This window comes from Stenotrophomonas sp. YJH_SMC_25 (assembly GCF_059369595.1).
In genome coordinates this window covers 167,622-189,780 of sequence record NZ_JCAFSV010000002.1, presented here as the reverse complement: position 1 = coordinate 189,780, position 22,159 = coordinate 167,622, and the positions used below count along the sequence as shown (strand labels likewise).

The following is a 22,159-nucleotide window of genomic DNA, read 5'->3' as shown; positions in this document are numbered from 1 at the left end:
TCGTGGTCTCTGCTCCGATGTCCGTTGATGCTCTGACTTCCTCGCTGGCCGCCCTGCAGGACGTGCTGGACTGCATGCCGGCGGTGCGCGCCATGCAGATCCAGCTCGACGGCTATGCCGACGGCGTGCTGCGCATCACCGCGCCGTTGGCCGCCAACGTCAACGACAAGGGCAACGCCTTCGGTGGCAGCCTGGCCTCGGTGCTGACCCTGTCCGGCTGGGCGCTGGTCAGCCTGCGCCTGCGCCTGGCCGGCCACGATGCCGAGGTCTACGTGGCCGACAGCAACCTGCGCTACCTGGCCCCGGTCTACGAAGACCTGCACGCCCACGCCGAAGCGGCCGAGGCCACCGGCTGGGACGCCTTCCTGAACACCTTCCGCCAGCGCCGCAAGGCCCGCATCAGCATCATCGCCACCCAACCCGGTGCCGATGGCAAGCCTGCCGCCGAGTTCAGCGGTCGCTTTGTTGCCTTCGCCAAAGGGTAGGATGGCAGGCTGACGTTCTGGGGAAACCACCGATGCGCCGCCTCATCCAGTTCCTGATGTGTTCCCTGCTGCTGGTCAGTGCCGTGGCTTCGGCCGACGACCTGAGCCGCAAGCAGCGCAAGCTGCTGGAAGAGACCCAGATCGCCTACGGCGCCACCATCCGCTGGGGCAGCATGGACGATGCCATCGGCTATCTGGATCCCAAGCTGCGCAAGGAAAAGCCGCCCACCGAGTTCGAGCTCAACCGCTACGCGCAGCTGCGCGTGTCGTCCTACCGCGAGCGCAGCAGCGCGGCGCTGGAAGGCGGCCTGGTCGAGCGCCGGGTCGAAATCGGGGTGATCAACCAGAACACGCAGGCCGAACGCACCGTGATGGTGGTCGAGCGCTGGCGCTGGGATCCGGAGGCCAAGCGCTGGTGGCAGACCGCCGGCCTGCCGGACCTGTGGAAGGGGCAGTGACGGGCCGCGTCCGGCTTGTGCGACAATCGGCGCCCGCTTAATCGACCCGTGACCTGAGTGAATTACGAAGAGTTGCTGGCCTTTGCAGGCCGAAACCCGATGCTGTCCGCGGCCCTGGTCGGCCTGACCGTGGCCATCATCGTCACCGAGATCCGCCGCCTGTTCCGGGGCTTCAAGGGCATCAAGCCCGCCGAACTGACCCAGCTGATGAACGCGGGCGGCACGGTGGTGGTCGACCTGTCGGCCAGCGGGGACTTCGAGAAGGGCCACATTGCCGGCAGCCGCAACGCCCAGGCCAGTGCCTTCGGCCCGGACCACAAGCTGGTGGCCAACGCCAAGCAGTCGCCGGTGGTGCTGGTGTGCCGCAGCGGCAACGCCTCGGAAACCGCCGCCAAGGCGCTGAAGAAGGCCGGCTTCGAGAAGGTCTACGTGCTCGACGGCGGCATTCCCGCCTGGCAGCAGGCCGAGCTGCCGCTGGTCAAGGGCCGCAACTGATTGCCGCAGGTGGCGGATCCGGCCTTGTATGGGCCTGATCCCGCCCCCATCGCAGTAATTCGACCATCGTTTTCATTGCATTCATTGGAGTTACTGGAAATGTCCGAAGAGATCACCAACGGCGCTGCTGCGCCGGTCGATGCCGCCACCGGCCCCGCTTTCACCGTCGAGAAGATCTACGTCAAGGACGTTTCCTTCGAGTCGCCGAACGCCCCGACCATCTTCAATGACCAGGTGCAGCCGGAGCTGCAGCTGAACCTGAACCAGCAGGTGCAGCGCCTGGGTGAGAACGCCTTCGAAGTCGTGCTGGCCGTGACCCTGACCTGCCAGGCCGGTGAGCGCACCGCCTACGTGGCCGAAGTGAAGCAGGCCGGCGTGTTCGGCCTGGTCGGCCTGGACCCGCAGTCGATCGACGTGCTGCTCGGCACCCAGTGCCCGAATATCCTGTTCCCGTACGTGCGCCAGCTGATCAGCGACCTGATCCAGGCTGGCGGCTTCCCGCCGTTCTTCCTGCAGCCGATCAACTTCGAAGGCCTGTACGCAGAAACCCTGCGCCAGCGCCAGGAGCAGGGCGACGCACCGTCGCTGGCTGACTCCGAGCCGGCTGGCAACGCCTGATTCCTGCCGCGACGTCACGGATGAGCACTACCGCTGACAAGATCGCCGTGCTTGGCGCCGGTTCCTGGGGAACCGCGCTGGCCAGCCTGCTCGCACGGCACGGTCATCCGACCGTGCTGTGGGGGCGCGATGCTGCCGTGGTCGAAGCCATCGACCAGCGCCACGAGAACCCGCGTTACCTGCCGGGCATCCCGCTGCCGGACAGCCTGCGTGCCACCACCGACCTGGCGTCGGCGGTGGAGGGCGCGGCCTGGATCCTGGTGGTGACCCCCTCGCATGCCTTCGGCGAAACCGTGCGTGCGCTGGCGCCGCTGCGCCCGGCCGGTGCCGGCGTGGCCTGGGCCACCAAGGGCTTCGAACCCGGTTCGGGCCGCTTCCTGCATGAAGTGGCGCGCGAAGTGCTGGGTGAGGACGTGCCGCTGGCCGTCGTCACCGGGCCGTCGTTCGCCAAGGAAGTCACCCAGGGCCTGCCGACCGCGATCACCGTGCACGGCGACGTGCCCGAGTTCGCGCAGACGGTGGCCGAGGCGATGCATGGCCCGGCGTTCCGCGCCTATACCGGCGACGACATGGTCGGTGCCGAGCTGGGCGGCGCGATGAAGAACGTGCTGGCCGTGGCCACCGGCGTGGCCGATGGCATGCAGCTGGGCCTCAACGCCCGTGCCGGCCTGATCACCCGTGGCCTCAACGAGATGCTGCGCCTGGCCGCTGCCATCGGTGCCAAGCCGGAAACGCTGATGGGCCTGGCGGGCCTGGGCGATCTGGTGCTGACCTGCACCGGCGACCTGTCGCGCAACCGCCGCCTGGGCCTGGCCCTGGGCCGTGGCCAGACGCTGCAGGATGCCGTGCGCGAAATCGGCCAGGTGGTCGAATCGGTGCAGACCGCCGACGAAGTGATGCGACAGGCGCGCCGCCATGGCATCGACCTGCCGATCTCCGACCGCGTGCGTGCCGTGCTGCATGGCGAGCAGACGCCGGAAGAAGGCCTGCGCGCATTGCTGGCGCGGGAACAGAAACCGGAATACCCGGACACGCTGTTCAAGTGAATCGAAAAACCCCGGCTACGTGCCGGGGTTTTTTCATCAGGGAGTACACGCGGGTGCCGGACGGGAGACAGGCTTTGGTGGGTGCCAAGCTTGCTTGGCATCACGCGCGCTGCATATCCACGCATGGCGTGGATCTACTGCAACGCCGATCACCGCGCCCGTGGCGGCGCGCTGGTGTTGTCCATGTCCGAAAAGATCAGCCACGGCCCATCCCCCACGCGCTTCAACGTGAGCGTGAACTTGCCGGTATCGCCCACGTTGTTGCCGTAGCTGTACGCACCAATGATGTAGCCCGTATTCCCCTCCACCGCATACGCCAAGGCACGCAGCCGCAACGGACTGCTGCCCTGGCCGGCATACGCGGCCTCGATCGCACTGCGGCCTCGCACCGGCGGCTGGTTGCTCTGCAGCACAAAGCCATCCTCGGCGAACAGCGCACCCAATGCCTTGGCATCACCCGTGCGCCACGCCTGCTCGTAGTCGCGCAGTACACGGTCCAGCGGTGCGGGCAGCGCGATATCGGGAAGCGGCTGTGCGGGCTTCGCGCCTTCTGCATCGTGGGCAATTGCCGGCGATGCCATCAGCAGGGCACTGCAGAAGATCATGGCGAGTCGTGTGCGGCGCATGCGTCCAGGCCCTGGCGATGATGGGAAGGCTTCAGACGCATCCTAGCGCGCCGCTGGTTAGAATCACGCGGCCGCCGATTCGGCGGACGCAGCGCAGATCAGACAAGGACACGGAATGAAGATGCGAATCACAGGGATGGCGATGATGGCCGCGCTGCTGGCAGCCTGCGGACAGGCACCGGAGAAGACTGGCGAGACTGCACCTGCTGTGGCGCCGGCACCGACCGCCGAAGCACCGGCCGCCGCGGCGACGGTGGTCGAGAAGGAACCGTCCGCCGAAGACGGTGTGGACCCCTCGGTGTGGGACAACGAAGGCGAACCGGAAGACCCGAGCGCCGGCGGGGAACTCACCTGCGCGGACAACCCGCTGGCGACGCATTTCTTCACCCTGGTGGGCGGCAATACCGTGGACGACTGCGGCCGCAAGGATCCGAAGGTGCTGGCCGCGTTCAACGCCCTGATGAAGAACACGGCCGCAGCCGAATCCGCTGACAAGGAGATTCCATCGCTGCGCGAACGCCTGTTGAGCGGGCCCAGCGGTCCTGGCGAACTGGTAGTGCTGCAGGGTGAGCCGTGGTGGTTCTACACCGCCTGCCAGGCCCACGACTGCCCTGGCACCGCGTTGGCGATGTTGTACTCGCCCGATCAGTCGAAGCTGGTCGGCCGTCTTACCGCGCGCTGCCGTGTGTGGTGGCTGGGCGAGCCGACGGCGGAACAGCGTGCGCAGATCGAACAGCGCCAACCACTGCAGGATGCCGCGTTGAAGGAAGACAGCGCGCTCTGCGAGTGATGTGGCGCGCGCCGCAGCGCCGGGCCGCGCACGGCGCTGCAGTGTGCGTTGTTCCCCGTATTACCCTTCCGGCCGCATGCGTGCGCTGACCTGTGCGGCCAGCGACAGGCTGGCCATCATCAGGCCCTCCATCACGCGGTCGCCCACGTACTCCTCGTCGGGTCCGTTCTGGCGCACGCGCTCGGCAGCCAGCAGCATTTCCAGCGCCACGCGCAGCCCGGCCAACGCACAGTCCGCGTCGGCCAGCGCCATGCGGCGCCCTGGCATCTGATGACGTTCGGGCCAGGGCTGGCCGTCGGCGGCCGCGCCCTTGCCGATGCGGTCGAGCGTGGCGATGAAACCGTGCGGATCGTGCGGGTGCAGTGCTTCCGAAGGCGCGTCCGCGCTGGCGGGCACGTACTGCGTGCGTAGTCGGGAGGATTCGGGTGTGCTCATGGCAATGCTCCGTGCAGGACAGACGGCAGCCGCCACGCAAAGGTGGCGGGCGGAGACGTGGCTCGAAAACCGGGCGCTTGTTGAAACCGGCAGGCACAGGGCCTCCACGCTCCGCCCGCCATAGCCGGCAGACGGATTGTCCGCCGGCGCCACGAGGGGTGACGCCGGCGGGCAAGCGTTGTCAAACAAGCGCACGGGTTTTCGAAGCCCGGCCATCCTTTTTCGATGGCACGTCATCTGTACGCGTGCTGCTGCGCGGTGCCAATCAGAACAGTTGCATTCAACGCTTGATCAAAGACGCTTTTGGCATTTTTGCACGCTGTTAAGCTGTCGCAGACGCAGGCGCCGCAACGGCCGTAGCGGCATGGGGAATATGCGACATGGGTCGAAGTTGATGACGTGGCGTACGGGCACCCCACCAAGTCGATGACGACAGTGCGGGGCGAAGAACGTAAATCGATTCCCACACACTTTGATCTGTCAGTGCTCTTCGCGTCTCTCGTACCAGGCTTGTGTACGGTTCACGATCCGCACCACGGACAGCATGACCGGTACCTCGATCAGCACACCCACCACGGTGGCCAGCGCCGCTCCCGAGTGCACGCCGAACAGTCCCACCGCTGTGGCCACAGCCAGCTCGAAGAAGTTGCTGGCCCCGATCAGCGCTGACGGGCCGGCCACGCAATGCGCCACGCCCAAGCGGCGGTTGAGCAGGTAGGCCAGGCCTGAAGTGAAGTAGACCTGGATCAGGATCGGCACTGCAATCAACGCAATCACCAGCGGTTGCTTCACGATCTGCTGGCCCTGGAACCCGAACAGCACCACCAGCGTCAGCAGCAGCGCGGACAGGGACAGCGGCCCCAGCCTTCGAAGCGCGAGTTGCAGGCCCGCTTCGCCACTGTAAGAAAGGATCCAGTGCCGCAGCAACGCCGCCACCAGCACCGGCACCACGATGTAGAGGCCCACCGACAGCAGCAGCGTATCCCAGGGCACGGTGATCGCCGACAGGCCCAGCAGCAGTGCAACCACCGGCGCGTAGGCAACCACCATGATCGCGTCGTTCAACGCCACCTGGCTCAGGGTGAAGTTGGCATCGCCGCGGCACAGGTTGCTCCAGACGAACACCATGGCAGTGCAGGGCGCGGCCGCCAGCAGGATCAAACCGGCGATGTAGCTGTCGATCTGTGCTGCGGGCAGCCAGTCCGCGAAGGCATGGCGCAGGAACAGCCAGCCCAGCAGCGCCATCGAGAACGGCTTGACCGCCCAGTTGATGAACAGTGTTACCCCGATGCCCTTCCAGTGCTGCTGCAACTGGCGCATCGCGCGGAAGTCGACCTTCAGCAGCATCGGGATGATCATCAGCCAGATCAGCGCGGCAACCGGCAGGTTGACCTTGGCGACTTCGGCGGAGGCCAGCACCGCGAAGGCACCGGGTAGGACGTGGCCCAGCAGCGTGCCGACCGCAATGCACAGCACAACCCACAGGGTCAGGTGCCGCTCGAACAGGCTCATGGCAGTGGCACCGTTACTGCGCGCCGTCGGCCGGCAACAACTGGCCGATCTGGTCCAGCGCGTGCCGCAGCGTCTCGCGGTCGGACCACAATGATGCAGGCAGTGTGAGCAGCGCACGCAGCCGCGCCTTCACGATGGCATGGGCCAGCGCGAAGGCTGCGGTCTTGTCGGCATCGCTGCCTGCCACGGCGGCCGGATCGGGCAGGCCCCAGTGGCTGCGGACGAAGTCACCGAACACCACAGGGCAGGCTTCCGCTGCGGCTGCATCACACACGGTGATCACCAGATCCATCGGTGCCGCATCCACGAACTCATCCCACGACTTGCTGCGCAGCCCTTCAATGGGCATTCCTTCGGCATGCAGTTGTGCCAGCGCGAACGGATTGACCTGGCCGGTGGGCTGGCTGCCGGCACTGAAGGCGGTGAAGCGATCGCCGCCCCATGCACGCAGGGTGGCTTCGGCCAGCACGCTGCGGGCGCTGTTGCCGGTACAGAGGAACAGGACATTGCGGGTCATGGAGCAATTGCCTTGAGTGGAGAGGATCTGTGTGGGGTCAGCCCTTGCAGGCGGGCGCCGTGGGCATGCATTGCTCGGTTGGCGAGCCCGCGCAGCAGTTGTGCGTCAGGTACTCGATCAAGCCGTTCATCGCATTGAAGTTGGCGCGGTAGCAGACATGGCGACCCTGGCTTTCGCTCTCCACCAGGCCGGCCTGCACCAGCTCCTTCAGGTGGAAGCTGAGCGTGGCTGGGGGGACCTGCAGGGCCGTGGCGATGTCGCCCGCCATGCGACCTGCCGGGCCAGCCTCCACCAGCAGGCGGAAGGCAGCCAGGCGGGTGGCATGGCCCAGGGCAGTCAGGGCAGCAATTGCATTCAACGTTTCCATATTTCTAGAATAATCGAATGAATAAGCCCATCACAAGCCCTCATCTACCGAATCTGGTAGACGCCTCGCTGCCCCAGCCCGATCACCACCAGCTCGCCGCGGCTGATCCTGGACCGCCACGCATCCTCCTGCTCTACGGCTCGCTTCGGCCGCAGTCGTTCAGTCGCAAGCTGGCGCTGGAAGCCGAGCGATTGTTGCGTCACCTGGGGTGCGAGACCCGCGTGTTCGATCCGCATGCGCTGCCCATGCTGGACAGCGTGCACCCGCACCACCCTGAAGTGCAGCGACTGCGCGAATGGTCGCAGTGGTCGGAAGGCCAGGTCTGGGTCAGCCCCGAGCGGCATGGCACGGTCACCGGCGTGTTCAAGAACCAGATTGACTGGTTGCCGCTGGAAGATGGCAGCGTGCGGGCCACGCAGGGCAGGACGCTGGCGCTGCTGCAGGTGAGTGGCGGCTCGCAGTCGTTCAATACGGTCAACACGTTGCGCGTGCTCGGCCGTTGGATGCGCATGCTGACCATCCCCAATCAGTCGTCGGTGGCCAAGGCCTGGCAGGAATTCGATGACGACGGCCGGATGAAACCCTCGCCGTACTACGATCGGGTGGTGGATGTGATGGAAGAGCTGGTGAAGTTCACGCTGCTGACGCGTGGCAGGACGGACTACCTGGTGGACCGTTACAGCGAGAGGAAGGGCGATGCGCATGCCGCTGCATTGGTGCGGGCGGCGGGCGCTGCGGCTTCCTGACTTCCGGTACGCAAACGCTTTCCACTACCGACTTCTACTTGCTTGCGCGCCGCGCGCCTTTCTCGTCTTCGTCCTTCGCATCGCCACGGCTCTGCGCGAACTCCGGGAACGTCTCCGCGATCGAATCCTTGTCCGGCAGGATGTAGAACACACCGCCCTTCTCGAACGTGGACTGCACGATCTGCTCGTAGAACGCGGGCGAGACGTTGATGCAGCCGTGGGTGACGCGGTTGTCGTCCGGCGTCGGCGTTGCCAGCCGTTGGGCGCGTTTCTCTTTCGGGGTGCCTGGCGGCAGCGGGTGCATCGAGACGGCGGAATCGTAGTCCACCCACAGCACGCGCCCGGCATCGTCGGAGGGGCCGTAGCCACCAATGAAACGGCCGGCAGGGGTGGTGCGGTCATGGCCGGGAATCGCGCTCAGTGCGAGCTTGGCAACACCAGGGGCCGAGTGATCACCGATGGCCGAACCGAACAGCGCCGGTGCCGCGCCGCGCAGCTTACCGTCGCCGCCGAAGATCAGGACCTGCGCGGCGGCCTTGTCCATGATTGCGAACGGGTAGCCCTGGTTGTCCTTGCTGGCAACCACCCAGCCGGCCAGCTCGATCACTGTTTCGGACACGCTCTGGTCGGGTGGAAGTTCATCAACGGCGGCAATTCGCTGTTCAGGCGCTTCCTTGTCCTTGCCCTTGGCGCTGGCTGCGCCGCTACACGCAACGACCAGTGCCATCGCCAGTGCGGCATGGAGGACGCGGCGTTCAGGGGAGGAGGAGGTACGAATGGGACGGCTCCTTGCAATGCAATCCTGGGTGGAAGGATGCCAGTGGCCGGCGAAGGCCACTGGTTCCCGATACAGAGGTGGATCAATTCAAAGGATGAGGGAGCTATCAGCCGCGCGGCTTGCGACCGGCCGGTGCCCTTTCAAGCTGCTGTACGCGGCCTTCGATCTGGTCCAGACGCTGGTTGGCCTGCTGCGCCGACTGGTTGGCGGACTCGGCACTCTGGGCAGCGCCCTGCACCTTTACGTCGAGCTGATCGAGGCGCGAGTTGATGGTTGCGAACTCGTCCTTGTAGGTGGCGCAAGCGCCGAGGCTTACGGTGGCCACGATGGCGACGGTGATGGCGCGTGCTGCGTTGATGTGCTGCTTGGTCAGTTTCATTTCCAACTCCCTCCTTCGTCTGGGGAAGCTGGAATATAGCGGCGTTTGTTCCCGGCGCTAGCCCGTGCTTTCAGCTGGAATTTGAGTACGTGGATGGGCTGTGAAGGCCTGTAGATCAACAAACCTTAACAAGCGGGATCAAGCGAACTGATCTGCATCGGCGGGGCGCCTTGCGCCTGTTAAACGTTACCCATTCACCTGCATGAAGCCGGCATCACGGCATGCGCGTCTGCGTGCTTCCGCCTGCTCCGCACGCAGGTTGCCATCCACTTGCTTCCAGCAGCGCTGCAGCGTTCCCAGGCTGGACATCCAGCAGTTCGGCGACGCCGCTGCGCGTGTCGGCCGCGCGCGCAACGTAGGCATGGGCGATGCGATAGCCGATCCAGTAGCCGAGATCTCCGCGGCGCGCATCGTCGCCGGGACCGTTGTACAGCCACCTCGAAAGATCGGTACCCGTGCTGTCCTGCAGGAACGCGCGCTCCAGCGCACACTCGCGACCCTGTGTCCAACGCTGCAGATGCGCGTTGGCCGGTTGCCCGGAGATCCGTTCGGCCACGTATTCGGCGCCCCCTTCCAGCAGGGTCTGATAGAGCAGGGTGGGCTGCTCGATGTCCACGCGTGCACCGGGCTGTTGCACGTGCACATACTCATGCGCGATCAGATGCACGAAGCGGTCACCTACGTCGGTCTGCATCCAGTCGGCGTTGCACAGTGCTTCCAGTCCGATGACCACACCCGCTTCGGTAGTCACGCCACCACTGTTGCCGCGGCCCACCAGTACGGTGACCGGGGGAAAGCGCGCAGACGGCAACAGGGCGCCAAGTCGATCGACGGCAGCGGCGACGCGCGTGCGGATCGATGGCAATGCGGTCGCGCAGGTTCTCGCTTTCGCAAACAATGCCGGCTTGTCCTGGATGGCCCTGGCCAGCCGCTCCATCGAGCCGATACGGCGGTCGGTGAAGCTGCGCAGGGCATCCGTACCCGCATCCAGATAGCCGTGTTGCAGATCATCGGCGCTTGGGCGCCCTTGGTTGGCGTCCAGCACCTTGAAGAAGCGCGTGACATCGTCTGTCTGTACGACGATGTGCCCGGTAGCAACGATGCGCTCAGCCGCCTGTGCCTGCGGCAGCGCAACCGGCGAGGCGATCAGGATCAGTGACCGCATCAAGCATCGAGCGTGGTGCGCGCAAGAAGCCGACAGCGGTCCCATGCGGAGTTCCCTGAACGCCAGCCTTATTTATACACCAGTCAGTTCAATATTCAGGGTTGATTAGACCCCCTAACGGATAATTCACACCTGTCGACCGCCTCTTCTCTCTCCCCCTCCCGGGAGGCGGCCGACGAAACCAAAATAATTAAAGGTGTGTCCCGATGAACAAGAATTCGCTGCTCGCCCTGGGTCTTCTGGCTGCTCTGCCGTTCGCTGCATCGGCAACCGATGGCCTGTCGTACAACTATGTTGAAGGCGGCTACGTGAACACCGATGCCAAGGGCGGCGACGCCGACGGCTGGAAGGTGAAGGGTTCGGTGGCGGTGCACCCGAACTTCCACATCTTCGGCGACTACAGCGCGCAGGAGACCGACAAGTTCAAGAATGACGTCGACCAGTGGCGCATCGGCGCCGGCTACAACTACGGCATCGCACCGAACACCGACCTGGTGGCTCGCGTTGCGTACCAGAAGTTCGACATGAAGCATGGCCTGGACTTCAACGGCTACTCGACCGAAGTTGGCGTGCGCACCGCGTTCAACCCGTACGTGGAAGGCTACGTGATGGCCGGCTACGAGGACTACACCAAGAAGCACGGCATCAACCCGGACGGCGAGTTCTATGGCCGTGTCGGCGCCACCGCCAAGTTCAACCAGAACTGGGGCCTGAGTGGCGAAGTGAAGCTGGCCAAGGCCGGCGACCGCGAGTGGTTCGTGGGCCCGCGCTTCACCTGGTAACAAACGCCTGTCGTTAGTGCGTGTTGTGCTGGCGTGTGACTCTCTCTCTCTCCCACACGCCAACCGAAGCCCGGCCTCGCGCCGGGCTTCACTTTTATGGGCCCCGTGGCGCCACAATGCGGCATGGGCGCCCCTTCCTCTCTTGCAGGCACCGGCACGACCTACCAGGAGCATCTGGCGCCTGCGCCGCTGCGCGGCCAATTTGGCCAGCTGTGGCAGAGCCAGCTTCCTGCCGATGCCGATGGGCACATCACCGTATTGCCCGATGGCTGCGTGGATATCCTCTGGCGCGACGGTGCGCTGTTCGTCGTCGGCCCGGACCGCGTGGCCGCGCACCCGGCGCTGGCACCCGGTGCGCAGGTGCTGGGCGCACGCTTCCGTCCCGGCCAGGCATTGGCCGCGCTGGGCCTGCCCTTGGCCGGGATCATCGGCCAGGCCGTGCCACTGGCCGACCTGACGGGCGCGTGGGCGAACAAGGCGGCGGCCTCCATCGGCGACACCGCGCCTGCACAGCGCCTGCAGCGAATGGCGCACTGCCTGCAACAGCACATGGGTGCGGCCGCGCTCGATATGCCGGCGCAGCGCGCCCATGTCCTGTTCCAGGCGCTCGCCGCGGGTAATGCCACGCTGGATACGCTGGCGGCGCACCTGGGCCTGAGCCCGCGCAGCCTGCGGCGTTTCAGCCAGTCGCAGTTCGGCTACGGCGCCAAGACGCTGGAGCGGATCCTGCGGCTGCAACGTTTCCTGCGCCAGAGTCGCGCGCTGCCACTGCATTCGTTGGCGATGCTGGCCGCTGATGCCGGCTATGCCGACCAAGCCCATCTCAGCCGCGAGGCGCGTGAACTGGCGGGCATGACCGCCAGCGAGCTGCGCCTGGAGTGGGGACAATGATGGCCGTTTTGTTCAAGACCACTGTGCTGCATTGATCGATGCTGGGCTCCCACCACGGAGCCACGCCATGAATCCTGCCGCGCCCCACGATGCCGAACGCCGCATCGACAACATCGAATTCAACGTCGCCGACATTGACCGTAGCAAGCGCTTCTACGGCGAGGTGTTCGGCTGGCATTTCACCGACTATGGCCCGGCCTACACCGAGTTCGACGACGGCCGTCTGAAAGGTGGCTTCGTGGCCGACGCGGCGGTGCGTGCCCACGGGGGGCCGCTGGTGATCCTCTACTGCGCGGACCTGGCCGATGCACAGCAACGCGTGATCGCCGCCGGTGGCGAGGTGGTGCAGGCGGTGTTCGCCTTCCCGGGTGGTCGCCGCTTCCACTTCCGCGATCTGGATGGCTACGAACTGGCGGTCTGGAGTGATGTGGACTGAGGCCTTCGTAGCTTCGCCGGTGGACGGAACGAGAACCGCTCCGTCCCCGGTCAGGCGGTTCCGCTATGATCGCCCGCACATCGCCACACGCGATGCGCCCGCCTCAAGCCAGCAGGAACCGCCGTGAACTCCCAGCCCGCACCGATCACCGCCGTCAACCACACGCTCGACAACGAGCCGCAGCAGATCACCGCGCCACTGACCCATTCGGCGGCGTTCCTGGTGCTGAAGGTGAAGGATGACGAGGCGTCGATCGCCAAGGCACGCGAGGTGCTGGCCAGCACCGACGACCTGATCAAGAACACCGCCATCCGCGAGATCGAACGCACCTTCACCTGCAACGTGGCCATCGGCCACCGCGTGTGGCAGCCGCTGGTGGGCACCACGCCGCCGCGCGAGTTGCAGCCGTTCCGCGAGATCAAGGGCGCGACCCATACCGCTGTGTCCACGCCGGGCGACCTGCTGTACCACATCCGTGCACGCACGATGGATCTGATCGTGGCGTTCGAGCGCAACCTGCTGATGGCCTTTGGCGATGCGGTGGAGACGGTCGATGACGTGGCCGGCTTCCGCTATTTCGATGGCCGCGACCTGCTCGATTTCGTTGACGGCACCGCCAACCCGGAAGGGCTGTCACTGCCGGAAGCCACCATCGTGGGCGAGGAAGACCCGGAGCATGCCGGCGGCAGTTACGTGGTGGTGCAGAAGTACCTGCACAACCTCGATGCCTGGCGCGCGCAGAAGACCGAAGCGCAGGAAGCGATCATCGGCCGCACCAAGCACGACAACATCGAGCTGGACGATGCGCCGGCCGATGCGCAGAAGTCGCACAAGACGCTGTGCACCATCGAGGATGCCGACGGCGAGCACGAGATCCTGCGCGACAACATGCCGTTCGCCAACCCGGGTCGCGGCGAGTACGGCACCTACTTCATCGGCTACACGCGCCGCCTGTGGGTGATCGAGAAGATGCTCGAGCGCATGTTCATCGGTAATCCCGCACCGCTGCATGACCGCATCCTTGATTTCTCCACCGCCACCACCGGCGTGACCTTCTTCGCGCCCTCGCGCAAGGTGCTGGCCGACCTGGGCGACTGATCGCGGCTCTCGTCCTTGCGCATGCTACTGGCCGCTCTGTTCCAGTAGATCCACGCCACGCCACGCCACGCCACGCATGGCGTGGCTCTACTGTGCCGCCATCTGCCTGTCATCTACCGCGCCGACCATCAGCCGTTGGATGAGAGCGCAGGGGCGGGCGATGGCGATGGCAAGGAACACAACCGGTGCACGCCGCTGGTGGCGGCCACTGGCCGCGTTGTTCGGCGCGTTGGCACTGGGGAGTGCCAGCGTTTCCGCGCAGGAAGCCCCTGCACACTGGATGGCCTATGCCGCCGCCGTGGGGGGGCTGCTGCAGCAGCGCCTGCAGCAGGAGCAGGACCCGCAGGCGCAGCGCGTGCTGGAATGGCTGCAGGCACATCCGGACGCACCCACGCCGCTACCGGTGAGCGTGTGGATCGCGGCGGATGGCCGCATCTCGAAGCTGGAATTCGACAGCCTGGGCGATGCCCAGGTCGACGCCGACCTGCGCGCGACCCTGCAGAGTGCACCCCTGCAGGCCGCGCCACCGGCCGACATGCGCCAGCCGCTGCGGCTGGGTTTGGTGCTTACCCAGTAGATCCACGCCATGCGTGGATGTTCTGGGTAGATGCCGACCTTGGTCGGCACGCACGCCAACCAAGGTTGGCGACTACCGGTAGCCCAGCCACGCATGGCGTGGCTCTACTGCGTTGCCACCTGTGGCTCGCGAGCGGCGGCGCTCCATGCGCGCAGGCCGAACACGGCCAGGCCGAGGAAGAACACGTACAGCGCGGCGGTCACGTGCAGCGACTTGAACAGGTACGCACCCACATAGACCACGTCCACTGCGATCCACACCCACCAGCAGGCCACGTGGCGGCGGGCCTGCCACCATTGCCCGACCAGGCTCAGACCGGTCAGCAGCGCATCCAACCACGGCAGGGCAGCGTCGGTGAAGCTGTGCATGGCTGCACCCAGCGCCACGCCACCGGACAGGCCGATGGCCAGGTCGCGCAGCAGCGTGCCGCGTGCCAGCGGCACGATGCGGATGCTGCCCTCATCGGCGGCATGCTGTCGCCAGTTGAGCCAGCCATAGACCAGGAAACCACCGAAGGCGATCTGCAGCAGGGTGTCCGAGTACAGCTTGGCCTCGGCGAACACCAGGCCATACAGCGCCACCGACAGCAGGCCCACCGGCCACGCCGCCAGCCGGCGCCGGGCCATCAGCCAGACGCCGAGGATGCTGCACAGTGCGGCGGTCCACTCGAGCATCACGCCGCTCACAGCGCGAACGTCACCGACAGGCGGGCCTGTCGCGGTGCGCCGGGGAACAGGTAGTAGTCACCGCCGCTGCTGCCGGTATCGCGCCAGTAGAAGCGGTTGAACACGTTGTCCACCGACAGGTTCCAGGTCACCGCGCGTTCGTGCAGGCGATGCTGGAAACGCAGGCCGGCATCGAACACCGAGTAGTCCGGTGCGCGTACGCCGCCGTCGGCGCGGGCCACGTTGGCACCGGCATAGCGCCAGCCGCCGGTCACATCCAGGCCCTGCACGAACGGGAGCGCATAGGCCAGGTGCACGCTGGCGCGCACCTTCGGCACGTTCACCAGCTGATGGCCTTCATAGGCCGGGGTGCCGGTGTCGCGCGCGCGCGCCTGCAGCACGCTGGCGCTGGCCACGATCTGCAGTGCGTCGGTCAGCTGGCCGTTGGCGGTCAGCTCCAGGCCGGTGTGGGTCTGCGTGCCTTCCTCGACGAAGGTGTAGCCGACGTCGCTGCTGTCTGGCCTGGCGTACTGGTACGGCTGCGAAATGCGGAACACGGCCGCGCCCAGGGTCAGCGCTTCGACCGGCACGTACTTCACGCCCACTTCCAGCTGCCGCGACTGCACGGACGGCAGGAAGGTGTCGGCGTTGCTGGTCCAGAACGGCGCTTCCTGGCCCAGCGAAATGCCGCGCACGTAGCTGGCATAGGCATTGAGCTGGTCGGTGGCCTTCCACACCACCGCGGTCTGCGGCAGGAAGCGCGACAAGCGGCTGTGCCGCTGCGGGGTGCCACGCTTGTCGTAGGCGCGCTCATCGAGGCGCACGAAGCGGCCACCGGCCAGCCACTGCCAGTCATCGCCGAAGCTCATCCGGTCCAGCGCGAAGAACGCGGTCTGGCGGCTGTCCAGGCGACGTGCGGACGGTCCCGGCATCTTCGGCGACGGCGCGAATACCGGCACCGGTGCTTCGTGGATGTTGCTGGTGCCGACGTACTCGTTGACGCTCGGGCGCTTGTCCACGGTGCGGCGGAAGTAGTCGGCACCGACGGTCAGCTCATGGCCGACGCTGCCGGTCTCGAAGCGGCCACGCAGCTCGGCACGGGCCTGCTGGTTGCGGCGGGTGTCGTCCGGGCTGCGGTAGTCGTAGACGTCGTAGTCGCCGTTGGGCGCGAAGTAGTTGCCCGGCACGCTGCCATCGGCGCACTGCACGGCGTAGTAGCAGCCGTAGGCGAAAGCGACGTTGTCATCGATCACCGAACGGCTGTGGCCGACCGAGACGCGCGACTGCCAGGCCTCGTTGAAGTCGTAAGTATGCAGCACGGTGATGTTGGTGCTGGCGATATCCACCGGGCGCTGCCACGGCTGGTAACCCAGCAGGTGTTCGCGGTCGACGCCACGCGGCAGGTCGCGTGCGCCCAGCAGTTGGTAGCCGGACACCGAACGCTGCGAGCTGGTCTGGTAGTTGGCATCCACTTCCAGCTTGCCGCGCTCGCCAATCAGCCAGTCGGCGGCCAGCGAGTAGAAGTTGCGGCGACCGTCGGCGTGCTCGACATAGGAGTTGCTGGAATCCCATGCGGCATTCAGGCGCAGGCCGAAACGCGGGGTGATCCAGTGGCCGACATCGACGGCGACGTAGCGCGAGCCTTCCGAATCGGTACTGAGCGTGGCGGTGCGCACTTCGGCCGGGCGCTTGCCGATGTAGTTGATGATGCCGCCCGGCGCCATCACGCCTGCGGCCAGGCCGGCTTCACCCTTGAGGATCTCCACCGACTGCACGTTCTCCAGCGCCAGGCGCTGTTCGCCGGCGATGGACAGGCCGTTGAAGCGGTAGCCGGTGGCGGCGTCCAGGGCAAAGCCACGGATGGCGACGTTCTGGTAGTAACCCACCGGCGCATACGCATCACCCAGCGAGGCATCGTTGCTGGCCAGCTCGGACAGCGAACGCACCTGGCGACGGTCCAGGTAATCGCGCTCAAGCACGTTCACCGAGGCCGGCGTGTCCTTCCAGCTGCCGCCACCGAAGGCGTTCACGTGTGAGGTATCGGCCTTCGGCTTGCCGGCCTGCACGCGTACCGCCGCCAGTTCGGTGGGCGAGCGCTCGGCGCCGGTGGCAGCCGCATCAGGGGACGCATCGGCCTCGCTGGCGTGCAGTGGCAGCGCAGCGCAGAGGGCGAGGGAGAGCAGGGTGGGGCGCAGGCAGCGGTTCATTCGGTTCGTCTTCGGACAACAAGGGAGACGAAGCGACGGCGCGCAGGTGCACAGGGCCCATGATGGGGGTGTGGCTGCGGCTCAAAGCTCCCTACGCCGGTGCAAACCGGATCAGGTTCCAAGGGACTCTCTCAGCCTGGCAGATCCAGGCACCCCCGCTTCAGGTGACCATTTCACTACAAATGGTACGGATTTGCGAGCCGGCGTCCTTCAGGCTGCGGGGTCCAGGCTGCGGGGTCAGATCCCTTTCCGCAGGAAAGGGATCTGACCCCAATGGTGCGCCAACCGGGTCACGCCGCCGCGTGCAGCGCCTGCAGCAGTGCCTGTCCCGGCGCGCTGTGGAACCACGCCGGATGCCCCAGCATGAAGGGCTGCCACGCGACGTCGGCATTGGCGGTCGAGCCGGTGACGCCTTCGAAGTACTCCACTTCGGACAGTGCGAAGTCGAAATGAACCATCGGCAGCAGGTCGGCCAGCAGGTGCACGCGTGCCGCCGACAGCGGCAGCACCTGGCGGTAGCCGTCGAGCAGGGCCAGCGCGATATCGATGCGCACCGCCTCCATGCCGCGCTCCAGTTCCAGCCACGCCACCGCGTTGCGCTCGATCGCCGTGGCGAGGTCGAACAGCGCACTGGTGGGCGAGGCCAGGCCGAAATCCAGCACGGTACTGATCTGCCCATCGCGCCACAGCAGGTTGGAAACGTGCCAGTCGTTGTGCGCCCACAACCGTGGCTCATCGCGCAGGCGCTCGGCCAGGCCGGCATGCCACGGCAGCACGTCGCGCTGCAGCTGCGCTTCCCATGGAATGCGCGCGAGGTAGCGGGCCAGCCCGGGACGCTCGTGCAGCCCTGCCTTGATGGCCGCGATCGGATCGTCGGCACGGATCAGATCGTCGCGCGCGACCAGCACATGGGTGCTGCGCTGGGGCGCGTGGTAGCTGGCGGCGGCCCGGTGCAGCTGCGCGAGTGTGCGCCCGCCTTCGCGGGCCTGCGCGACATCGGTCAGCAGCGACCACGACACGGCGTCGCGGTACAGGTCCTCGCCGACGCCGATCGCATGCAGCTCGAACGTCCATTCGCCATGTTCGGCCGCCGTGTGGCCATCGGCCGCTGGCAGCACCTGCACCACCGGTACGCCCGCTGCGGCGAGATGGGCGATGAAGTGGTGCTCTTCTTCCAGGCAGGCCGCACTGCGCACGCTGTGGTGATGGCGCTTGACGAACACCGCTCCGTTCGCGCCGTTGACGATGGCGGCAGCCGACAGCGGCCGCGGGCTGTGCCAGTGCGGTTGGCTGCGCTCGTCCAGCTGCGGGTAGTGCTGGCGCAGCCACGCGATGTCCGCCGCGCTGATCGGTGGCCAGTCGGCAGCGACCTCGTCGTTGTTGAGGCCCTGCACGCGGTGGGAGGAAGACGTCATGCCGAAGCCCCAGTGGGGAAAGTCACATCCAAGGCTGCGCATTCAACGCCATGCACGCGGCCAACGCAAACGGGCGGGTCATCGACCCGCCCGTCCGTGCATCGGCATGGGAGATGCCGCGCTGCTTACCAGCCGCGATGGCGACCGCGGTCGTGGTAGTAGCGGTTGTCGTAGTAGCGCTCGCGCTGCCAGCGACGGTCATCACCGCGGTCGTAGTAGCCGCTGCGGTAGTAGCCACGGTCGTAACGGCGATCGTAGCGGTCGTCGTAACGGCGATTGTCGTAGTAACGGCGGTCGCGGCGGTCGGAGGTGGTCAGGTTGCCGATCGCGCCGCCGGCCACGGCACCACCGACGGTGGCCGCAGGATCGCCGTTGGAGAGCAGGTTGCCGGCCACGCCACCGACCACGGCACCGACCAGGGTACGCTTGTCCTTCCTCGACATCGCGCTGGCATCGCTGACCACGGCGACACCGGCCACCAGTGCCAGGGCCATCGCCAGACCACGGAAGCTGAGTGTGGAAGTACTGAGCATGTTCGTTCTCCTGTGAGGTGCATGCCACGCTGGGCAGGGAGGGCGCGGGCGCCCCGGCTGCCGTGGAGACCACGCTGACGTTCCAACATTGCCGGAACATTGCCTGGTCCACCGTGCGGCTTGCGCATTCATCTAGCGGCAGGCGGCATGAAGCAAGGCTGAAAGCGGCCTCGGCCGCTCAGCTGGCAGAAAGGGAAAAGGCCACGCGGACGTGGCCCTCCCTTCTCTGCCAAGGCGTTGCGGGCTCAGACGCCCATCGCCTTCTGCGTCTGGCGGGCCTGTTCCTGCTGCGCGTCCTGCTGCTGGTGCAGCACGTTCGGCGCGCCCTGCACGGCACCGCTGCTGAGCGCGATGCTCTGCTCGCTGGCGGCTCGGGCCTCCACCGCCACGCGGCTGGCCGCCGGGTCACCGATCGTGCCCTGCACGGCAAACAGGCGTTCACCGTTCGGGCTGGGCACCACCGTGTCGATGCGCTGCAGGCCGGCGGCGTGCGCCTCCTTGGTCAGGGCCGCGGCGGCGCTTTCCAGCGCGTGGCGATCCTTGAAGGTGCCGGCCGGCAACAGTTCCAGACCCTTGCTGGCCTGGATGAAGAGCGGATTGCGCGGGTGCCGTTCGTCGTTCAGCAGCGGGCGCTCGCGGGCTTCCTTGATGGCCTCCAGCGTCTTCGCCCCGACAATGCCGTCGGCCACCAGGCCGTTGTCCTTCTGCAGCTGGCGCACCGCCGCGTCGGTGTTGCGGCCGAAGCGGCCATCCTCGACCAGCGGCTTACCATCGGCCCCGACGTAGCCCAGGTGGCCCAGCTGCTCCTGCACCGTGCGCACGCCCTCGCTGTGTGCGCCCTGCTTGTACAGTTCGGCGTGCGGGGTGGCAGCGGCCTTGTGCTCGGCGGCAGGCTTACCCTGGGTCTGCTCATGCGACTGGGTGCGGCTTTCCAGCAGGTCGCGCGCCTTGGACAGCGGATCGGAGGCGTACAGCTTCCAGTTCGGGTGGTCCTTCACCTGCTTGAGGTAGTCCTCGACGGGCATGGTGTGCACGCCTTTGCTGCCGGTGGACTGGCTGATCAGCAGCTTGTCGGTGGTGGGGTCGCGCACCACCATCACGATGTGGTCGATGCCGTTCCAGTGCTCGTGGCGGGTCCTGGCCGTATCCAGGCCGATGATCATGCCTTCCTTCAGCGCACCGGGCTTGAGGATCGCGTCGCGGTCAAGCAGCACGCCGGACTGGTCGAATGCCTTGCGCACGATGCCGCCGGAACCCAGGTTGCCCAGGTCGATACGATCGGCCTTGCTGAAGACCGCATGCCCGGCCTTCTGGTTGATCTCGTCCATGGTGCGGTTCTGCAGCGTGCCGACCCAGCCGGAACAGTCGATGTAACCCTGCTCCACGTTCTTGCCGGTCTTGCCCGGTACGTACAGCGCGTGACCCGGAATGTTGATGGCGTACTTCACGTGGTCGTACTTCACGCCGGCCTCGTAGGCGGCGTGCAGTTCGATGCCCGGCTTCGGCGCGGTAGCCGCCGCTGTGGTTGCCGCCAGCGTGGCTGCACCCGCCGCCACGGCTGCGCTGGCCTGTGCAGGCGCTGCCGGGGCCTGGCTTTGGCCCGGCGCCACTGTCTGCGGGGCGATGTTCTTTTCCGGAATGCTGATCGCCGCGTACTTGTGGATGTAGTAGCTGGAGAACGCCCGCGCCAGTTCGCCATCGTTCATGCCGCGCATCTCGGCCAGGGTGTGGCCGGTCAGCGCCTTCGCGTCGGAACCGATCTGGTTCAGCACGTTGCGGCGCATGTTGATCTCTTCGCCGTGGCCGTTGCGGACCACGCCGAAGGTGCCGGTGGCAATCGCGGTCTGCACCGAGCCATAGCCGGCGCTGCCCTGCTGGTGGGCCAGGTACAGGTCCAGGCCGGTCGGCGTACTGCCTCCGGACAGGTACGGGTGGCCGGTGCGCTCGTTGCGGCGTGCCATCGAGTCCAGGTTGTCCTGGTACATCTTTGCGGCCGCTTCGGTGTTGCGGGTCGGGTCGAACTCGTGGCCGGTCAGGTGGTACTGGCGCGCGGAGCCGGGCACGAACTGGAACAGGCCCTTGGCGCCGGACGAGGTGTTGTGGGCGCGCTCGTTGAAGGTGCCGCCGGTCTCGATGTGCGCGAAGCGCATGAAGTCATCGACCGGAAGGCCTTTCTGCCGGGCGACCTGCTCGACGATGTCCAGGACTTCCTTTCTGCTGTAGTCATGCTGTGCCATGACGTTTTCCTCGGGGTTGATGGAGCGGCGCATGCCGCGAATCGCCAACCGGACTCATCCGTGAGTCAAGAACATGTCGGTCAACAGGAAACCCGCGCGTGGGCGGGTGCTATCAGGGCGCGACGTACTGCTGGGTCGCGCTGTCGAAGGTGTAGTGCACGGCGTCGCCGGCACCCAGCGCACGGGTCTTGCCGGGGCCTTCGATGGTGGTGCCCTTGAAGGTCACGGTCAGTCGCGGCAGGCCGTTGCCGTCGGCAGCGAAGGCCAGTTCGCCATCGCTGTCGGTGCAGGGCATTACGTTGCCTTCGTCGCAGGCGGCGCTGTTGTCCTCGCCCGTACGCACCGAGCCGACATAGCGCCAGACCTTGCTGTCCACGTCGTCTTCGCTGCGCTTGGGGTTGAACAGCAGCAGTGCATAGCCGGTGCTGCTGATGCCGCGGTCGAAGCTGCTGGTCGGCACCGCCAGCAGCAGGCGACCGTCGGCGGTGCGATGTTCAAGCGGCTTGCGCCGGGTATCGACATCGTCGGCCTTGTCGTACGCGCCCAGCGCGCCGATGGTCCATTCCTGGCCGCGGAACTTCCATGGCTTCTTCGCGTCGGCGCCGGCCAGCACGAAAGTGGCCTCGGCGAGGTTGGCGCGATCATCCGGACCGGCCGGCGACTGCTCGCCCGGCTTGCCGTAGTGCTCGCGGGTATCCCAGGAGAAACCCGTGTAATACGTGGTGCCATCGAGGGTGAAGGTGTGGCCGAACCAGAAGGTCGCCACGCTGCCGTTCTGGACCTCGTAGGAGGTCGCGCCATCACCGTCCACCTGGTAGGTGAAATACATCACGGTCGGCGCGTCGGGCGGGGTGACGGCGGTGTCGGGAGAGGTGTTCTGCATCGGGGCAACATCCTGTCG

At 66.4% G+C, this 22,159-nt stretch carries 26 protein-coding genes and 1 riboswitch; of the genes, 12 read left to right on the top strand and 14 right to left on the bottom strand.

All coding sequences use genetic code 11. The features are described from left to right. Positions 1–17: 17 nt before the first annotated feature. The 5 genes from AC5P7E_RS03875 to AC5P7E_RS03855 all read left to right on the top strand — a co-directional run bounded on the left by AC5P7E_RS03875 (position 18) and on the right by AC5P7E_RS03855 (position 3,102). Positions 18–485 carry a YiiD C-terminal domain-containing protein gene (locus AC5P7E_RS03875; RefSeq protein WP_005407593.1) on the top strand — a complete coding sequence of 156 codons (468 nt, stop codon included), beginning with the start codon at positions 18–20 and terminating at the stop codon, positions 483–485. A 32-nt stretch (positions 486–517) separates the two neighbouring features. Further along, complete coding sequence (locus AC5P7E_RS03870; RefSeq protein ID WP_005407594.1) at positions 518–943, top strand: hypothetical protein; 426 nt, start codon at positions 518–520, stop codon at positions 941–943. A gap of 57 nt (positions 944–1,000) precedes the next feature. Beyond that, a complete protein-coding gene (locus AC5P7E_RS03865; protein ID WP_005411869.1) occupies positions 1,001–1,438 on the top strand; it encodes a rhodanese-like domain-containing protein in 438 nt (145 codons plus the stop codon). A 99-nt stretch (positions 1,439–1,537) separates the two neighbouring features. Next, a complete protein-coding gene (gene secB / locus AC5P7E_RS03860; protein WP_005407596.1) occupies positions 1,538–2,056 on the top strand; it encodes a protein-export chaperone SecB in 519 nt (172 codons plus the stop codon). A gap of 20 nt (positions 2,057–2,076) precedes the next feature. Continuing rightward, the gene (locus AC5P7E_RS03855; protein WP_005407597.1) at positions 2,077–3,102 is read left to right on the top strand and encodes an NAD(P)H-dependent glycerol-3-phosphate dehydrogenase; all 1,026 of its coding nucleotides are present in this window, start codon (positions 2,077–2,079) and stop codon (positions 3,100–3,102) included. Positions 3,103–3,251: 149 nt separating this feature from the next. Here AC5P7E_RS03855 and AC5P7E_RS03850 read toward each other — a convergent pair whose 3' ends face one another. Further along, positions 3,252–3,707: a YybH family protein gene (locus tag AC5P7E_RS03850; protein ID WP_043034939.1), complete on the bottom strand. Its 456-nt coding sequence runs from the start codon at positions 3,705–3,707 to the stop codon at positions 3,252–3,254. A 136-nt stretch (positions 3,708–3,843) separates the two neighbouring features. Here AC5P7E_RS03850 and AC5P7E_RS03845 point away from each other — a divergent pair, with 136 nt between their 5' ends. Continuing rightward, entirely contained in the window at positions 3,844–4,518 is a 675-nt protein-coding gene (locus tag AC5P7E_RS03845; RefSeq protein ID WP_114618775.1) for an Ivy family c-type lysozyme inhibitor, read from the top strand. A gap of 60 nt (positions 4,519–4,578) precedes the next feature. Here AC5P7E_RS03845 and AC5P7E_RS03840 read toward each other — a convergent pair whose 3' ends face one another. The 4 genes from AC5P7E_RS03840 to AC5P7E_RS03825 form a co-directional block, all read right to left on the bottom strand. Then, positions 4,579–4,953, bottom strand: coding sequence for a hypothetical protein (locus tag AC5P7E_RS03840; RefSeq protein ID WP_114618776.1), 375 nt, complete (start codon positions 4,951–4,953; stop codon positions 4,579–4,581). 480 nt (positions 4,954–5,433) lie between these two features. Then, positions 5,434–6,465 (bottom strand): ACR3 family arsenite efflux transporter, encoded by a 1,032-nt coding sequence (gene arsB, locus AC5P7E_RS03835; protein WP_114618777.1) that lies wholly within the window; start codon positions 6,463–6,465, stop codon positions 5,434–5,436. A 13-nt stretch (positions 6,466–6,478) separates the two neighbouring features. Further along, complete coding sequence (locus AC5P7E_RS03830; RefSeq protein WP_114618778.1) at positions 6,479–6,982, bottom strand: arsenate reductase ArsC; 504 nt, start codon at positions 6,980–6,982, stop codon at positions 6,479–6,481. 37 nt (positions 6,983–7,019) lie between these two features. Next, complete coding sequence (locus AC5P7E_RS03825; protein WP_005411875.1) at positions 7,020–7,349, bottom strand: ArsR/SmtB family transcription factor; 330 nt, start codon at positions 7,347–7,349, stop codon at positions 7,020–7,022. Between the two features lie 17 nt (positions 7,350–7,366). Between AC5P7E_RS03825 and arsH the strand changes: the two genes are divergently transcribed. Then, positions 7,367–8,095: an arsenical resistance protein ArsH gene (gene arsH, locus AC5P7E_RS03820; protein WP_114618779.1), complete on the top strand. Its 729-nt coding sequence runs from the start codon at positions 7,367–7,369 to the stop codon at positions 8,093–8,095. A gap of 34 nt (positions 8,096–8,129) precedes the next feature. Here the strand turns inward: arsH and AC5P7E_RS03815 are convergent, their stop codons facing one another. The 3 genes from AC5P7E_RS03815 to AC5P7E_RS03805 all read right to left on the bottom strand — a co-directional run bounded on the left by AC5P7E_RS03815 (position 8,130) and on the right by AC5P7E_RS03805 (position 10,417). Next, positions 8,130–8,822: a L,D-transpeptidase family protein gene (locus AC5P7E_RS03815; protein ID WP_114618780.1), complete on the bottom strand. Its 693-nt coding sequence runs from the start codon at positions 8,820–8,822 to the stop codon at positions 8,130–8,132. Between the two features lie 157 nt (positions 8,823–8,979). Continuing rightward, positions 8,980–9,252 (bottom strand): hypothetical protein, encoded by a 273-nt coding sequence (locus tag AC5P7E_RS03810; protein WP_005407606.1) that lies wholly within the window; start codon positions 9,250–9,252, stop codon positions 8,980–8,982. A 214-nt stretch (positions 9,253–9,466) separates the two neighbouring features. Further along, positions 9,467–10,417 carry a DUF2268 domain-containing putative Zn-dependent protease gene (locus AC5P7E_RS03805; protein WP_114618781.1) on the bottom strand — a complete coding sequence of 317 codons (951 nt, stop codon included), beginning with the start codon at positions 10,415–10,417 and terminating at the stop codon, positions 9,467–9,469. 206 nt (positions 10,418–10,623) lie between these two features. Here AC5P7E_RS03805 and AC5P7E_RS03800 point away from each other — a divergent pair, with 206 nt between their 5' ends. From AC5P7E_RS03800 to AC5P7E_RS03780, 5 genes are all read left to right on the top strand, one after another. Then, positions 10,624–11,199, top strand: a complete 576-nt coding sequence (locus tag AC5P7E_RS03800; protein ID WP_005411880.1) for an OmpO family porin — start codon at positions 10,624–10,626, stop codon at positions 11,197–11,199. A gap of 123 nt (positions 11,200–11,322) precedes the next feature. Continuing rightward, positions 11,323–12,090 carry a helix-turn-helix transcriptional regulator gene (locus AC5P7E_RS03795; RefSeq protein ID WP_114618782.1) on the top strand — a complete coding sequence of 256 codons (768 nt, stop codon included), beginning with the start codon at positions 11,323–11,325 and terminating at the stop codon, positions 12,088–12,090. 67 nt (positions 12,091–12,157) lie between these two features. Beyond that, positions 12,158–12,526 (top strand): VOC family protein, encoded by a 369-nt coding sequence (locus AC5P7E_RS03790; RefSeq protein ID WP_114618783.1) that lies wholly within the window; start codon positions 12,158–12,160, stop codon positions 12,524–12,526. Positions 12,527–12,649: 123 nt separating this feature from the next. After that, entirely contained in the window at positions 12,650–13,624 is a 975-nt protein-coding gene (locus AC5P7E_RS03785) for a Dyp-type peroxidase (protein WP_012478755.1), read from the top strand. Between the two features lie 160 nt (positions 13,625–13,784). Further along, on the top strand, positions 13,785–14,201 hold the full coding sequence (locus AC5P7E_RS03780; RefSeq protein ID WP_114618784.1) for a hypothetical protein: 417 nt from the start codon (positions 13,785–13,787) through the stop codon (positions 14,199–14,201). A 104-nt stretch (positions 14,202–14,305) separates the two neighbouring features. Here the strand turns inward: AC5P7E_RS03780 and pnuC are convergent, their stop codons facing one another. From pnuC to AC5P7E_RS03750, 6 genes are all read right to left on the bottom strand, one after another. Further along, positions 14,306–14,875, bottom strand: a complete 570-nt coding sequence (pnuC, locus tag AC5P7E_RS03775; RefSeq protein WP_114618814.1) for a nicotinamide riboside transporter PnuC — start codon at positions 14,873–14,875, stop codon at positions 14,306–14,308. A gap of 8 nt (positions 14,876–14,883) precedes the next feature. After that, positions 14,884–17,073 carry a TonB-dependent receptor gene (locus tag AC5P7E_RS03770; protein ID WP_197596191.1) on the bottom strand — a complete coding sequence of 730 codons (2,190 nt, stop codon included), beginning with the start codon at positions 17,071–17,073 and terminating at the stop codon, positions 14,884–14,886. Positions 17,074–17,144: 71 nt separating this feature from the next. Then, positions 17,145–17,240: riboswitch (TPP riboswitch) on the bottom strand. Between the two features lie 123 nt (positions 17,241–17,363). Next, positions 17,364–18,488, bottom strand: a complete 1,125-nt coding sequence (locus AC5P7E_RS03765) for a phosphotransferase enzyme family protein (RefSeq protein ID WP_099485218.1) — start codon at positions 18,486–18,488, stop codon at positions 17,364–17,366. Between the two features lie 125 nt (positions 18,489–18,613). Continuing rightward, positions 18,614–19,021 (bottom strand): glycine zipper 2TM domain-containing protein, encoded by a 408-nt coding sequence (locus AC5P7E_RS03760; protein WP_014645533.1) that lies wholly within the window; start codon positions 19,019–19,021, stop codon positions 18,614–18,616. 245 nt (positions 19,022–19,266) lie between these two features. Next, positions 19,267–21,258 carry a peptidoglycan-binding protein gene (locus tag AC5P7E_RS03755; RefSeq protein ID WP_114618815.1) on the bottom strand — a complete coding sequence of 664 codons (1,992 nt, stop codon included), beginning with the start codon at positions 21,256–21,258 and terminating at the stop codon, positions 19,267–19,269. A 112-nt stretch (positions 21,259–21,370) separates the two neighbouring features. Then, on the bottom strand, positions 21,371–22,141 hold the full coding sequence (locus tag AC5P7E_RS03750) for a hypothetical protein (protein ID WP_005407619.1): 771 nt from the start codon (positions 22,139–22,141) through the stop codon (positions 21,371–21,373). Between the last annotated feature and the right edge of the window lie 18 nt (positions 22,142–22,159).